Source organism: Pseudoalteromonas sp. MQS005 (genome assembly GCF_001661605.1).
Classification (GTDB): domain Bacteria; phylum Pseudomonadota; class Gammaproteobacteria; order Enterobacterales; family Alteromonadaceae; genus Pseudoalteromonas; species Pseudoalteromonas tetraodonis.
Genome location: NZ_LYRQ01000013.1, coordinates 37,824 through 51,383 on the forward strand (window position 1 = coordinate 37,824; position 13,560 = coordinate 51,383).

14 protein-coding genes are annotated in these 13,560 nt (G+C 39.7%); 7 read left to right on the plus strand and 7 right to left on the minus strand.

From position 1 onward, the window contains the following. The first annotated feature begins 212 nt into the window (after positions 1-212). Both bamC and A9479_RS06655 read left to right on the plus strand, forming a co-directional pair. Positions 213-1,271, plus strand: coding sequence for an outer membrane protein assembly factor BamC (bamC, locus tag A9479_RS06650; protein WP_064662987.1), 1,059 nt, complete (start codon positions 213-215; stop codon positions 1,269-1,271). A 65-nt stretch (positions 1,272-1,336) separates the two neighbouring features. Next, entirely contained in the window at positions 1,337-2,725 is a 1,389-nt protein-coding gene (locus A9479_RS06655) for a YjiH family protein (protein WP_064662988.1), read from the plus strand. A gap of 34 nt (positions 2,726-2,759) precedes the next feature. On the opposite strand, the gene A9479_RS19655 is transcribed toward A9479_RS06655, so the two are convergent. Both A9479_RS19655 and A9479_RS06660 read right to left on the minus strand, forming a co-directional pair. Next, on the minus strand, positions 2,760-2,909 hold the full coding sequence (locus A9479_RS19655; protein ID WP_076916055.1) for a DUF2897 family protein: 150 nt from the start codon (positions 2,907-2,909) through the stop codon (positions 2,760-2,762). Positions 2,910-2,994: 85 nt separating this feature from the next. Next, the gene (locus A9479_RS06660; protein WP_064662989.1) at positions 2,995-3,531 is read right to left on the minus strand and encodes an acyloxyacyl hydrolase; all 537 of its coding nucleotides are present in this window, start codon (positions 3,529-3,531) and stop codon (positions 2,995-2,997) included. A gap of 246 nt (positions 3,532-3,777) precedes the next feature. Here A9479_RS06660 and A9479_RS06665 point away from each other — a divergent pair, with 246 nt between their 5' ends. Beyond that, positions 3,778-4,371 carry a phospholipid-binding protein MlaC gene (locus tag A9479_RS06665; RefSeq protein WP_064662990.1) on the plus strand — a complete coding sequence of 198 codons (594 nt, stop codon included), beginning with the start codon at positions 3,778-3,780 and terminating at the stop codon, positions 4,369-4,371. Between the two features lie 210 nt (positions 4,372-4,581). Beyond that, entirely contained in the window at positions 4,582-5,919 is a 1,338-nt protein-coding gene (locus A9479_RS06670; protein ID WP_013465257.1) for an ankyrin repeat domain-containing protein, read from the plus strand. A 63-nt stretch (positions 5,920-5,982) separates the two neighbouring features. Here A9479_RS06670 and A9479_RS06675 read toward each other — a convergent pair whose 3' ends face one another. The 5 genes from A9479_RS06675 to A9479_RS06695 are packed head-to-tail and all read right to left on the minus strand — an operon-like array spanning position 5,983 to position 9,508. Next, positions 5,983-6,435 (minus strand): DUF2069 domain-containing protein, encoded by a 453-nt coding sequence (locus A9479_RS06675; RefSeq protein ID WP_013465256.1) that lies wholly within the window; start codon positions 6,433-6,435, stop codon positions 5,983-5,985. After that, positions 6,432-6,986, minus strand: a complete 555-nt coding sequence (gene wrbA / locus A9479_RS06680) for an NAD(P)H:quinone oxidoreductase (RefSeq protein ID WP_013465255.1) — start codon at positions 6,984-6,986, stop codon at positions 6,432-6,434. Before wrbA ends, A9479_RS06675 begins: the two co-directional genes overlap by 4 nt. Continuing rightward, entirely contained in the window at positions 6,986-7,333 is a 348-nt protein-coding gene (gene arsC, locus A9479_RS06685) for an arsenate reductase (glutaredoxin) (protein ID WP_013465254.1), read from the minus strand. The genes wrbA and arsC overlap by 1 nt, the downstream gene beginning before the upstream one ends. Positions 7,334-7,387: 54 nt before the next feature. Continuing rightward, positions 7,388-8,845 (minus strand): M48 family metalloprotease, encoded by a 1,458-nt coding sequence (locus tag A9479_RS06690; protein ID WP_013465253.1) that lies wholly within the window; start codon positions 8,843-8,845, stop codon positions 7,388-7,390. Between the two features lie 12 nt (positions 8,846-8,857). Continuing rightward, positions 8,858-9,508, minus strand: a complete 651-nt coding sequence (locus tag A9479_RS06695) for a hypothetical protein (protein WP_013465252.1) — start codon at positions 9,506-9,508, stop codon at positions 8,858-8,860. A gap of 143 nt (positions 9,509-9,651) precedes the next feature. On the opposite strand from A9479_RS06695, the gene A9479_RS06700 reads away from it, so the two are divergent. The 3 genes from A9479_RS06700 to A9479_RS06710 all read left to right on the plus strand — a co-directional run bounded on the left by A9479_RS06700 (position 9,652) and on the right by A9479_RS06710 (position 13,302). After that, positions 9,652-9,870 carry a hypothetical protein gene (locus tag A9479_RS06700; RefSeq protein ID WP_033104406.1) on the plus strand — a complete coding sequence of 73 codons (219 nt, stop codon included), beginning with the start codon at positions 9,652-9,654 and terminating at the stop codon, positions 9,868-9,870. Next, positions 9,863-10,939, plus strand: a complete 1,077-nt coding sequence (locus A9479_RS06705; RefSeq protein WP_064662991.1) for an AI-2E family transporter — start codon at positions 9,863-9,865, stop codon at positions 10,937-10,939. Before A9479_RS06700 ends, A9479_RS06705 begins: the two co-directional genes overlap by 8 nt. Positions 10,940-11,046: 107 nt before the next feature. Further along, positions 11,047-13,302 carry an aminotransferase class V-fold PLP-dependent enzyme gene (locus A9479_RS06710; protein WP_064662992.1) on the plus strand — a complete coding sequence of 752 codons (2,256 nt, stop codon included), beginning with the start codon at positions 11,047-11,049 and terminating at the stop codon, positions 13,300-13,302. Positions 13,303-13,560: the final 258 nt, after the last annotated feature.

Sequence of the window (13,560 nt, forward strand, 5' to 3'; positions counted from 1 at the left end):
GCAGTGTTTCTTGTTTTTACAAGCTTGTGAAAGTACCATAGCAAAAATGTGTCTATTTGTAGCCTAGTCCGTTTGTTATCTCATAGGCTGAATGCAGTTAGGCAAGCAAATTATAAATGTAAAGTTAATATTGATTTTACACTGAACCAAATCGGCATTACCCACTCATATATTTGTTAAAACAATTAAGGGTATGCTAAGGAGAATTATCTGTGCAGTATTGGATCCCAAAAGCACTAGCAGTAAGTGTATTGGTAAGTTTGTCAGGGTGTAGTGTATTTACAAGTGATGCTCATAATGAGCGTAATTACCGCGCCCATGAGCCGGTTAAAGCGCCTGCATCGTTATCTCAACCCGCTCAAGATCCTGTTTATAAAATGGATGTTGGTCAATATGATAATAATCCGGAGGCAACAAACTATCGTCCGCCGGCGCAAGTTTTAACCATTGCTAAAGGCAGTTGGGTTGAGGAAGCAGATAAACAAGCGCGTATTTATTTTGATAAAAATGACGGCATTGAAGATTTAGATGTGTTCATTTGGGATTCGATTCAAGCCGTGCTTGCTGATAATAACATTAACGCAACACAGCAAGATAAAACGCAAGGAACACTCGTAACCGATTGGTACGCTATTGTAAAGCCTGAAGAAAGCTGGTTATGGGGCAATGATGAAAGCGTTGATTTAGAGCGTTTTAAATTTACCATTGAAGAAAAAGAACACCAACGCACTGCCTCGTTAACCGCTGAGCTTATTGATTTTAAAGGTGATAAGCCGCTAACTGATTTATTAAAACAACAGCTTGAAGTGCGTGCACTTAACCAAGTAGTGAGTGAGTTTGATTACCGCTACCGTCAGCTTGAAGTTGATATGCGTAAGCGCCAAGGGATCATCTCGTTAGAACTCGGGTTTGATAACAAAGGCAATGCCGCACTTGTTACTGAGCAGGCTTACGATACGGTATTCGATCGCTTTTCTGGATTCTTAGAGCGTTTATCTTTTACTATTGTTGAAATAAACCAAGAGACAGGTTTAATTACAGCAGATTATGCGAAAGTAGAAACCAGTGTGTGGGATTCAATTTGGGGCGATGAACCAACAGAGCTTCCAATTGATGAAGGTCAATACCAAATTTTGGTTAGCAAAACCAAACAAGGTGGCACCAGTCTAACGTGGATGGATGACAAAGGCGAAACGCTTGAACCAGGTACAATGAATGGGTTACAACAAGCATTAGAAGCGGCGCTAATTAAGCGCGGTATTAAAATTTAATAATTATAAATACTTCCCACAAAAAGAGCTTTTTGCTCTTTTTGTGGTTTTTACAGGTTGAAAATATGTCTCAGTTAGATTCATCACGCCCAGCACCAGTCCAAAAAAGTTATGATTTGAAAGTGTGGTTGGTTTTTTTAATTCCTTCATTAATCGGTGTGTTTTTGTTTATGACGCCAGTACCGTCTGGCGAAATAATGACGATCCCTATTGCGGTAATGGCAAAAGCAATTCAAGCCTTATTTAGTGAAATAGCACTAGGGCTAATAGCGACAATTATTTGTATTACTGGCGTTATATCGTTGATATTTAGTGTGTTTAAACCGAAAAGCTTAACCAAATTTCGCTTATTAAATCATTTGTTTAATGTGAGTTGGATTTGGTTAGTAACACGGTTATTTGGTATGGCGTTTGTGCTTTTAACTTATTTTCAAGTTGGGCCGCATGCTATTACCTCAGAAAATACCGGTTTATTAGTATTAAAAGATTTACTACCGGTGTTGTTTTCGGTGTTTATTTTAGCGGGCTTGTTACTGCCGTTATTACTTAATTTTGGTTTACTTGAGCTGGTGGGTACCTTACTTACTAAAGTAATGCGTCCATTGTTTGGCGTACCAGGGCGCAGTGCAGTTAACTGTGTTGCTTCGTGGTTAGGTGATGGCAGTGTCGGTATTTTGATGACTGCACGCCAGTATGAAGATAAATACTACACTCAACGTGAAGCTGCGATTATTGGTACCACTTTCTCTGCTGTATCAATTACCTTTTGTTTGGTTGTTATTGGCCAAGTAAAGCTTGAATATTTATTTGCACCTTTTTACCTAACCGTGTGTTTAGCGGGTGTAGTGGCTGCGATAATTGTTCCGCGTTTACCGCCACTGCGTTTTAAAAAGGACGTGCTTATTGATGGTGAAGAGCCCGATGGAAACGCTGAATTGGTTCCTGAAGGCAAAACATTATTTAAGCATTCACTTGATGTTGCATTAACTAAAGCAGAAAAAGCACCAGGCTTAAAAGGCACAATTGAAGAGGGCTTACACAACGCATTTGATATGGTGTTTGCAGTATTACCTGTGGTAATGGCTGTGGGTACATTTGCTTTAATTATTGCTGAGTACACGCCAATATTTCAATATTTAGGTATGCCGTTTATTCCATTTTTAGAATTACTACAAATACCTGAAGCCGAAATGGCGGCGCAAACGATTATGGTGGGATTTGCAGATATGTTTATTCCGTCTATTTTAGCCGCAGGCTCAATTGAAAGCGATGTAACACGTTTTATTATTGCGGCAATGAGTGTAACGCAACTTATTTATATGTCTGAAGTGGGCGCACTTTTATTAGGTAGTAAAATACCGGTTAATATTTTTGAGTTATTTGTTATTTTTATTCTCAGAACTTTAGTAACCTTGCCAGTTATTGCCTTAATGGCACACTGGTTAGTTGGCTAGAACAATCATTTAAACGAAAAAAAGCCCTGATTATTCAGGGCTTTTTTGTTTCTTTGCTTTGCGCAGATGAGCGTGGTGCTGAGGGTTTAAACTCGCTTTTTGCACTTAAACGCAGCAGTACTAAATTGCCGATAACAATAGCCAGTACAATCACGATAACGAGTACGATTTGCCAAATTTGCATTGCGATGCTCTTATTTTTTATTAAGCGATAATTATGACCACTTTAAATAAAAGCTGCAATCCTCTCTAGGGCTGTAAATAAGCAATTAAAACCGTTGTGCCACCGATAACGTTAAAAAGTTAATGCCTGGGTTTGGCGCTTTAAACCCGGCGTTTGAATAGTGAATAATTCGCAGCGCTACATTAGTTTCACCAAAATCTGCCACTAGGCCTATCCTATCTTCAAACTGATAGTGAGTACTTAGGTTTTTACCAGCAAAATAGCGCTCATCAAGTAATGAAAAACCAATGCCAGCCTCTACATAAAAGGGGGTGTTGTATACACTAAATGCTGGAAATTGCACTACCGGTGACACAGCTAAGACTCCGTTGGATTGCGATTGTTGATCATGGCGGTATTGCCACACGTTAACGCTGGTTTCTAAATAAAAACGAGCATCGCCGACAAAGTTTTGCATTTCTTGAGGGTGATATTGATACGCAAGCTTTGCCCCTGTTACATTGCCTTCTCCTTTTAATAAATCGACGGCATAACCATGGTTAGAGGATGCATAAGCGGCTTTGGTAGCCAATATAAACAGGGTAAAAACAAGAACTAAAAGTCTGTTGTATGAGGTTTTCATAACGGCCAACTAGGGTTTAAGTCAAAATAGTAAAGGGATAATAAGGGCGGTGAATTGGTGTTTTCAATGAGGACAAAAAGCCGCTTGTATATGGCTTGTTAACTGATTTATTTAACCAATTGAATTTATTTAATTAATTCAATTGGTGCCAATTAAGCATTAATAAGTTGCTTATTTATGCCTTTTTTATTGCCTGTTATTTGCGTAAATTACGCTTAAATTAATTATTTAAACTATGCATTTTTTATGAAACTTATAAAGCTTTTAGTGGTTATTGCTGTTTTTTTCAGTAGCACTTTGTATGCACAAACGCAGCCATCACCTAAGCAGTTATTGCAAACTGTAGCAGAATCATTATTTAACGATATTGGACAGGTAAATGCCAAAGGCGATGCCAGCAAAGAAGCCATGTCGTTAATTGTTCAGCAGCGTTTAATGCCACATATTGATGTTAAGTTTGTGTCGTTTAAATTATTAGGTAAGCATATTAAAGGTATTAACCGCGACCAAGGTGTTGCGTTTATTAATGCTGTAGAGCATTACTTAACAGGGACTTATGCCGGTGCGCTTATGAAGTACACAGGGCAGGATGTAATATTTGAGCAAGACGCTGCTGCAAGCGACTCTAAATTTGCTACGGTAAAAACGCAAATTATTGAACCCAATAAGCCAACCATTGATTTGCATTTTAAACTGCGTTTAGGTAACAACAACCAGTGGAAAGTATACGATATTGTTGCAGAGGGAATTTCGTTACTCAGTGCTAAGCAAAAAGAGATCATTCAACGTATTTCTGATGTGGGATTAGACCAAGTCACAGCAGAACTTCAGCAAAGCTAGTACTTTTGCAATTAACAGCTCCAACCTTAAAAGCAGCTAATGGCAGATGTCGTTAGCTGCTTTTGTATTTTGGCCTATATTGCATGAGTTTACGCTAGCTTGGCTACCTAGCTGTGGTAGAATATTGGCTTCTTTGATTAAGCGTGGTGTCAGCTAAATACTGTTATAACTGACTACTCACCCGAGCTACACTGGAGTTGTGTTGTTTTAATGGAAAATGTACTAATTTGGCCAAAGGAATACCCGTTACTGGTCAAAGGGCTGGTTGAACAAAACGGTGCCTTCATTTTAGATGCTTTAGAAGCTTGGCCCGCCTGTCGCTCTACTGAAGAAGATAATGGTGTATGCACCACTGTTTTACCCCCAATTTATTATTTAACCTGGTTAACCCCCTTAGAGCCATTTGAAGAGTGTTATTTTCAGCATATTTCTGAATATGATGAAAACGCACAAGAGTATATTGCTGCACTGAAAGAGCATTATTTTGCCAATGATTACAGCATAGAAAATATTGTGCTAATGCTGTGTCAGCGACTTGAAAAGTATGCAAGTGTGTCGGCACAAAATAACATTGAAACGCCACTTTCTTTAATTAGCTTATTTTTTAGTAAACGCTTTTTTACTCTGATAGAGCATGCGCTAGAGCAAGGTGCAAAGCTCTCAGCTGAAGATACCTTATCTATTTGGAAAGAGGTCGATTTTAGAGAGCGTTTAAGTGCGCATATTCCCCAGTCGATTGCTGATATTGATCACTTAGCAGAGCTGACCAGCGAAAAAGTGGCTGCTGGCAAAGATTACTTTACTTTATTAACTCAGGTGTCTCCTGATGTTGACTCTATTGTGTTGTTAGAAAATGCCTTACTTGCGCATTTAAACAAGAAAAAAGCTAAGCAAACCATGGCAATGCGCTTTATTGAGCAAGGCGCCACGGGCACCTTAACCGATACAGATGATAAAACAGCATTTATGTGGGCGGCAGAAAAAGGCTACGTAAATGTAGTAGAAACACTCCTGCAGTACCAAGATAAAAAAGCGGTAGACGGCCAAGGTAATACGGCGCTGCATTACGCGGTGATAAGTAAAAACGAATCGTTAATGATTTTACTGCTCAAAGCAGGGTATGACTTTAGAGCGCGAAATAACGAGGGGTTAAGTTGTTACCGATTAGCGGTTAGTATAAAAGCCAGCAACTTAGTTAAGTGCCTTGAGCGTGACTTTGGTATTAAAGAGTTATCGCCAGAGGGACAGCTAGAGCGAATTAAAAAGGTGCATGTGCTACATGCGGTTGTGGCTTTATTATTACCGCTACAGTTATTCTTCTTTTTTGATGAAAACATCACTATAAAAAGTGAGCTTACTCTTTTTATGACCATGACGGCGGTGGTGTGTTTTTTCTTTGCAACGAACTTAAAGCGTTGCTCATTGTATCCGCATGTAAAACACCCATGGGGATTGTTTTTAATACGAATGATGTCGGTTTTTAGTCTTGTTGCACAACTAGGTTTAGCCTGTATTGTGGGGCTGGCAGCTTTAAGCGAGTTAGTTTAAAAGTTAATGTTTTGCTACAAAAAAACGCGCTAATTAGCGCGTTTTTGCATTGTTGGGTATTTATTACGGATTGTTTTTATCGTGCTCGTGTGCGGCTTTTTCTTCAGCGAGCTCATCTTTAAGCTTGCGAATTTTAAGCCCAAGTTCTTGCCCTCTATGGCGCGCATAATAAGTACAGCCAATAAACATAGATGAGGCAAATAATAACTCAAGTAATACCCATATAAGCTCATCTTGTGCGACCCACAGCAATGTAAAGCCATGAATAAAGTAAAACATAACAATAAAATTAGCCCACGCATAGGTGTAGGTTTTATCTTGTAATATGCCTTTTAATGGCAGTAATAGTGGCAATACATATACTAAGAAAAGAAAGGTGTTACTGTGGCCGTCTCTAGGGGCTAATACAAACATCCATAACGGCATTAAAATAAGCAGACCAATATAACCAAATAAGGCTAGGCGCTGAAATTTAATGGTAATCGGTTTTTTAGCAGGCTCGCTTGCTTGAATCATTTAAGTTTACTCGCAACTTGAGTCAGGCGTTTTCCTACGCTTTGACATATTTTAATTTCATCCTTACTCAGGGTTGAGCTGTTATTGCTACCTGCAACGTGAGAGGCGCCATAAGGTGTTCCTCCTGTTTCGGTGCCGAGCAACTCAGGTACATCGTAAGGTACGCCCATCAACATCATCCCATGGTGTAACAAAGGCAATGACAAATTGAGTAGGGTTGCTTCATTGCCACCATGCATACTGCTTGATGATGAAAACACACAGGCAGGTTTATCGATAAGTTGGCCTTTGAGCCAAAGATCGCTGGTGGTTTCCCAAAACGTTTTTGCTTGTGAGGCCATCATGCCAAAGCGGGTCGGCGTACCAAATGCAAGCCCGTCGCATGCAACTAAATCATCTTTACTGATCACAATGTCATGCGGGTTTTTGGCCACAAAAGTACGCAGTAATGCGGTTGCGCCTTGTTGCTCTATTGACTCTGCAATCTCATGCGCCATAGCCTCTACTGAGCCATGGCTTGAGTGATACAGCACCACGATGGTTGTGCTCATTATAGAACGCTTAATACGTTTTCAGGCGGGCGACCTAGGGCGGCTTTATTGTTATTTACTACAATAGGGCGCTCAATTAGTTTTGGGTGATTGACCATGGCATCAATAAGCACTGACTCGCTGTTTTCATCTTTTAAATTAAGCGCTTTGTACTGCTCTTCTTTGATGCGCATCAAATCTCGTGCCGAATTAAACCCAAGTTGAGAAACTAAGGTACTAATTTGCTCATGAGAAAGGGGTGTTTTTAAGTATTCAACAACACTCGGTTCAATGTTTTTACTTTGTAATAGGTTAAGGGTTTCGCGTGATTTTGAACAACGCGGATTATGATAAATAGTAACTGACATAAAAATACATCCAAAGTATAAATTGTGGCTATTTTAGGTGAACTCACTAAAGACTTAAAGCCTCGCAAGCTCTTTTTGCAATAACCGATACTGTGTGAGTAACGCTTTTAAGCGCTGTTGCTTAACATTTTCACTTGGCTCTACAAAATTAAGCGCTTTTTGTATTTCATCGGCCGCTTTTAAATACGCACCATACTGAGATAATACATCGGCATTGGCTTCATGGTAGGCCGCCAATTTTTCTTGTTTTTTGTAGGCGTCAGTTAAAAGCTGTTTGCCTAAACTGTGATCGGGTTTTTCCAGTAAAAACGACTTTAATATATTTTCAGCTAACTCATATTGCTCAGCCTCTAGTGCCGCGTTGGCGTAATTTAAGGTGATCACTTGGTTATTTGGCCGATAATTATTTAGCTCGCTTAAGTAACTAACAGCCTCTGCGGCTTTTTTTTGTGCAATGAGTAAATCTGTTTTGGTATCAATATAAAATAAGTTTTTAGGATCGTCTGCTAGTAACTTATCAAGTATAGGCTGTGCTTCATCCGTCTTTTTTTGATCAAGCAAACTAATAGCTAAGCCGTACTGTAATGCTACGTTGTTATAGGTGTTTTCGCGCATTAACTTTCTAAATAAGGCTTCTGCGTTTTCGGGTTTGTTATCGTAACGCGCCAGGACTCGGCTTTTTGCTAAGTCAAAATCAAGGCTCGAGCTTACCTGGCGTTTAGGGTATTGCTCGGCGCGAAGGCGAACATCTGACACACGACTTTCAGGAAGAGGGTGAGTGAGTAAAAACGCCGGTGGTTTATATTTATAACGAATTTGTGCGGCAAGTTTAGTTAAAAATTCACTTGATGCTCTGGCATCAAACCCTGCGTTGTTGAGGGTTTGCATGCCCATTCTGTCTGCTTCTTGCTCTGCAGAACGGCTATGTGTCAGCTGACTGAAAGCTGATTGTGTTTGGCTGGCTGAAATAATAGCCATACCGGCATCAGGGGCTACAACCGCGGCTAAAATACCAGCAATCATGCCTGCAATGGTAAGCCCGCTATTATCTTGTTGCTGCTGAATGCGCCTTGCTAAGTGGCGCTGTGTAACGTGTGCAATTTCATGGCCAAGAACCGATGCAAATTGACTCTCGTTATCGGCTTGGGCTATTAATCCGGTGTGTACACCAACATGGCCGCCATAAAATGCAAATGCATTGATTTCGGGATTATTTAACCAAAAGAATGAAAACCCAAAACGCACATCATTGGCGTTAGCAACTAACTTTCTACCTAAGGTTGTTAGGTATTCATCAAGCACCGGATCGTTAATCAAAGGCGATGAGCCTCTGATCTGCATCATCATCACTTCACCAATCGCTTTTTCTTTTTCAATTGGCAATGCTTGTAAGGCTGAAGTGCCTAAGTCGGGCAGTTGAAGATTGGTTTGTGCCTTTAACGGCTCACTTATCAGTAGGCTAAACGTAAGCGCTGCACTGCATAAAGTGATAAAGGCTGATTTTAGCTGCATTATATTCCTTGTTTATTTTTTATCAGGGGCACTAGCACTTGAAGGATCATCTGTGTATAAACGGCTGTCCTTTTCACATAGTTGATAAAACGCCTTTATTGTGACCCCATCAACCTTAACAATGTTCAATTGAGTTTGTAAAAAAGCAATAATTTTATGAACCACTTTGTGAGAATGTAATATAAGCGCTTTATCTGCCTCATCGCCTTGGTCTAAGTAAAAGCCAATGAATTTATGTAACTGATTAATGCGAATAACGGTTTTCATCGTCAATGGATCCCATAACCTAAACTCCATTGTCTCATCATGTCGTGCGTACCTATCGATGGCGGTATCATTAGAAAAAGGGAAGGCTTGTAATTCAAAACCACGCTCGGTAAACACTTGATGCAGTGAAATTCGTGGTTTGTTATTGCTTTCTTTTTCATAAAGTTCGTTGGGGTCTATTCCCAGCGCTTCTAAATTCCAATTGCGTTTGTCGATAATACGCTTGATGGCATTATCAAATCCGTGATCTAAAATACTTTCACATTCACTTACCGACGAAGCCACTAAATGATAAAAATGCGGCAGCTCCCCCCAATTAATTTGCTTTTTAAACCAATTAATTTCTTTGAGAGTTGGATTGCTAGGCAATTGCGCTTTATTATGCGAATTAGGCATTAACGTATCCTGATAGCTAACGATGCTATAAGGATAAACCATTGCAGAGGTTGTTTTAAGGAAAAGTTAAATTTAACTGCGGTTAATCTCAATTGACCCTGTTATAGGACTTATTATTAATGTGAATAGGTAGCGAAACGAGTATGCTAGAGCTAAATTTACGCACTTATAAATGCCCACAGCAATTTATTCAGTTTAAATTAGGGCTGCGTGATGCAATATCGTTAAAACAAGCAATTACCTTTAATATCTCACAAGAACAAAACACTGATGATATTGAACGATATTTGCAAAAAAAAGCGTATTATTACAAGTTAAATAAACAACAGGGGTTGTTATTAGTGGAGCCGTTACGTGTTTGAATATGTAAAAGCATGGTATGAAAAAAAGTTTTCTGATCCCGATTCAGTCACTTTACTTTTTTTATTGTTGGCACTGGTTGCCATGTTGTATTTTTTTGGCCCATTAATTGTGCCTGTGTTAGTGGCACTGATCATAGCTTATTTATTAGATTGGCCTGTGGTTCACTTAGAACGGTTTGGCCTTAAGCGTTTTACTGCCACCAGCATAGTAATGCTGATATTTATTGGCATTATGCTCACTTTAATATTGTTTATAGGCCCTGTGCTTTGGCAGCAAAGCAGTAACTTAGTCCAAGAAACACCGCATATGGTCGAACAAGGTAAATCGTTTTTACTCGATCTGCCTGATAAATACCCCAGCCTTATTAGCGCAGAGCAAGTACAGTCAATTGTAGTAACCGTTGAAACCAAAGTACTCGACTTTGGCCAAGTGGTATTATCTGCGTCGCTTAATTCATTAAAAGACGCTGTAGCATGGTTAATTTACCTTATTTTGGTACCGCTACTGGTGTTTTTTATGCTCAAAGATAAAGTAGAGCTCAGTGCCAGCATTGCTAAAATGATCCCACGCCAACGCCGCTTAATTTTACAAGTGTGGCATGAAATGAATCAGCAAATCATGAATTATATTCGTGGCAAAGTATTTGAAATTTTAATTGTTGGTTCTGTGTCGTTTATTGCTTTTACCATACTGGACTTACGGTACGCCGCGCTTTTAGGCGTTCTCGTAGGCTTTTCGGTGCTTATTCCATTTGTGGGCGCAGCGTTAGTAACTATACCAGTGGCCGCAGTAGCGCTGTTTCAGTTTGGTTTAGAAACTCAATTTTGGACCGTTTTAATTATATACGGCATTATTCAAGCGCTCGATGGCAACGTATTGGTGCCTTTATTGTTCTCTGAAGCGGTTGATTTAAATCCGGTATTTATTATTGTTGCGGTGCTATTTTTTGGTGGGCTATGGGGTTTTTGGGGAGTGTTTTTTGCCATTCCATTAGCATCATTAGTCAAAGCACTTATTAATGCCTGGTCATCCAAACACGAAGAACTCGCGCAAGAGCTCGGTAACTAAAAGGTATAGTAAACGCACTTTAATTACGAAAGATTATTACTCATTCCTGTCAAAACTATGTACTATTGGGAATAAGATATATTTTTTAGTAATAAGGTGCGTTTTTAATGTCAGAGTTTTTATTGCCAGATGAACCCAAAGCTCAAGTTTATCTCGATGCAAATGCGACCACACCTGTATTGCCATGTATTGCAGAGGTGGTGTGCCATGCTATGCAAATTTGTTTTGGTAATCCCTCAAGTCCTCATATAACCGGTATTCAAGCTAAACACTTATTAGAACAAACTAGGCAAAAAGCCCGTACCGTCATTGGCGCGCAGCAAGGTGATATTTTATTCACCTCGGGTGCCACTGAGGGGATTCAAACCGCCATCGTATCGACGCTCATTAATGCAAAACACCATACAAAGCCAAATCCCGTTTTATTGTATGGGGCAACCGAACATAAAGCGGTGCCTAATACGCTAAAGCATTGGAATACAGTGCTTGAGATTAACGCTGACATTATTGCTATTCCGGTTAATCGTGATGGTATTTTAGATTTAGACTTTATTGCTCAGCATATTGATGACGCTTTGATGATTTGCACGATGGCCGTTAATAATGAAACCGGTGTTTACCAAGATTTAAGCGCCATAGAAAAGGTGATTCGTAGTCGTAATAGCCAAGTCACTTGGATGGTTGATTGTGTACAAGCGCTTGGCAAACAACAGCTCAACCTAAGTGAAACAACGATTGATTATGCGCCTTTTTCAGGGCATAAACTTTATGCACCTAAAGGCATAGGTTTATTGTATATTCGTCAAGGCAGCCCATACACGCCTTTTATAGCCGGTGGCGGCCAAGAAAGTGGCATGCGCTCTGGTACAGAAAATCTCCCCGGTATAGCTGGGCTCAATAAGCTGTTTAGTTTGCTGCTAGATAAACAAGACGAGACTTTTAAATCAATAGATGTACTTAACTTGTATCGGGATAAACTGCATAGCGCCTTAGTTGATACTTTTGGAAGTATTACCTTTAATCATGACTTTGCCTGCTCTGTGCCCACAACGCTTAATTTTGCGGTTAACGATTTAACTAGTAAAGAAGTTATTGATTTGTTTGACGCTGCAGGTATTAGGGTCAGCGGTGGCTCTGCATGCAGCACGGGAGCTACGCAGAGCTTTGTGCTTGATGCGATGGGAGCCTCACAGTGGCAAAGTGAAAACGCTATTCGTTTATCATTTGGCCCTGCTGCTACGATGGCGCAAATAGATGATGCATGTGAACAAATTAGAGCGCTTAAAACGGTATTACAAGCTAACTGTTTAGTGATTTCTGATAGCAGTTTTCCTTTGCAAGAAGTATGTGCTTTAGGGCTTACCCAATTTAGACACCAAGGTGCATGTAGTTGGTTGTATGTAACAGATGATCAACATGCATTTATTATCGATCCGATTATTGAACTGATCCCTCGCTTTGAAAAAATAGTAACTACGCAAAATTTAACTATTACCGCTATTTTAAATACGCATGAGCATCAAGAACGTCACTGCGCACTTGATTTAATGCGCAGCGCACTTAAAGAATACTTAGTCGCTGGAGAGTTTGATAAATTAGGCTGGCCAACTAATAGCGACAAATTGCAATTAATCACTCACGTACTCGAAAAGCTAGCCACACCCGGGCATAGCCAAGATAGCGTGAGTTATTTATTAAAAGCGAATAATGGAGATGTTCAGTATTGCTTTTGCGGTGATTTAATTTTACCTGCAGGGCTTGGAAATACCGCGCTTGATGGCGGGGATGCAATGAAAATGGCGCATTCTTTGACGATTTTAGCAGCAGAGCTGAATCCGCAAAGTGTGGTGTGTTCAGGGCATGATTACCAACAGTGCTTTGCAATGAACTGGGCTGTTCAACAGCAGCAAACGCCATTGTTACAAAAGCTAATTAAAGGTGATATTGATGACGCTGAATTTGCCGCACAAAAACAGCAAGCAGATTTACAACAACACACACAAGCCAACACGCTCTGTGGTTATGTTAATGCTAAGCCTGCTGTAGAAACTTCGCAATTAAGTTTTAACCAAGCAAAAGAAATACTGGTAGAGGGCAATGCGTATTTAATTGATACCCGAGAACCTTATGAACACGGCGCTAATAATTTAAGCGCATTGCTAAACGTACCCATAGCTAAAACCTTAAATATTCCTTTAAGTCGAATGGCTCATGCACTTACGCAAGGCCAATTGGACAAAAACAACCAGTATATTTTAGTGTGTCGCAGTGGTAACCGTTCAAAAATTGCGGCAGCAAATTTGACTGAGCTTGGTTACAGCAGTGTTTATAACTTATCGGGTGGTTTAGCGTTAACCGGTTAATTATTTATTTAGAGGAAAGGCCGACATTTGTCGGCCTTTTTTTTGCTCGCTTTAATTTGGATCAGTTAGAAATTAATAAAATCTTCATTAAAGAGAAGGGCTGATCAGTTGTTAAATTCAATTTTTAATTTTATGATACCGGTGTCAAAAGCAAAAAATTGCGCTATTATCTGCATCAAAGCTTATAAAAATAACGCAAATTAGACTTTTTAAGCTATAATATTGGGCTTTGCTTTTTACAAAATTCGGTTATTTTGC

Excerpts from the sequence above, each read along its gene's own strand:
- A9479_RS06675 (WP_013465256.1), bottom strand. The coding sequence starts at position 6,435 with ATGATTCAAGCAAGCGAGCCTGCTAAAAAACCGATTACCATTAAATTT.
- A9479_RS06700 (WP_033104406.1), top strand. The coding sequence starts at position 9,652 with ATGCTAGAGCTAAATTTACGCACTTATAAATGCCCACAGCAATTTATT.
- A9479_RS06670 (WP_013465257.1), top strand. The coding sequence starts at position 4,582 with ATGGAAAATGTACTAATTTGGCCAAAGGAATACCCGTTACTGGTCAAA.
- A9479_RS06655 (WP_064662988.1), top strand. The coding sequence starts at position 1,337 with ATGTCTCAGTTAGATTCATCACGCCCAGCACCAGTCCAAAAAAGTTAT.
- wrbA (WP_013465255.1), bottom strand. The coding sequence starts at position 6,986 with ATGAGCACAACCATCGTGGTGCTGTATCACTCAAGCCATGGCTCAGTA.
- A9479_RS06660 (WP_064662989.1), bottom strand. The coding sequence starts at position 3,531 with ATGAAAACCTCATACAACAGACTTTTAGTTCTTGTTTTTACCCTGTTT.
- arsC (WP_013465254.1), bottom strand. The coding sequence starts at position 7,333 with ATGTCAGTTACTATTTATCATAATCCGCGTTGTTCAAAATCACGCGAA.
- A9479_RS19655 (WP_076916055.1), bottom strand. The coding sequence starts at position 2,909 with ATGCAAATTTGGCAAATCGTACTCGTTATCGTGATTGTACTGGCTATT.
- A9479_RS06695 (WP_013465252.1), bottom strand. The coding sequence starts at position 9,508 with ATGCCTAATTCGCATAATAAAGCGCAATTGCCTAGCAATCCAACTCTC.
- A9479_RS06665 (WP_064662990.1), top strand. The coding sequence starts at position 3,778 with ATGAAACTTATAAAGCTTTTAGTGGTTATTGCTGTTTTTTTCAGTAGC.
- A9479_RS06710 (WP_064662992.1), top strand. The coding sequence starts at position 11,047 with ATGTCAGAGTTTTTATTGCCAGATGAACCCAAAGCTCAAGTTTATCTC.
- A9479_RS06690 (WP_013465253.1), bottom strand. The coding sequence starts at position 8,845 with ATGCAGCTAAAATCAGCCTTTATCACTTTATGCAGTGCAGCGCTTACG.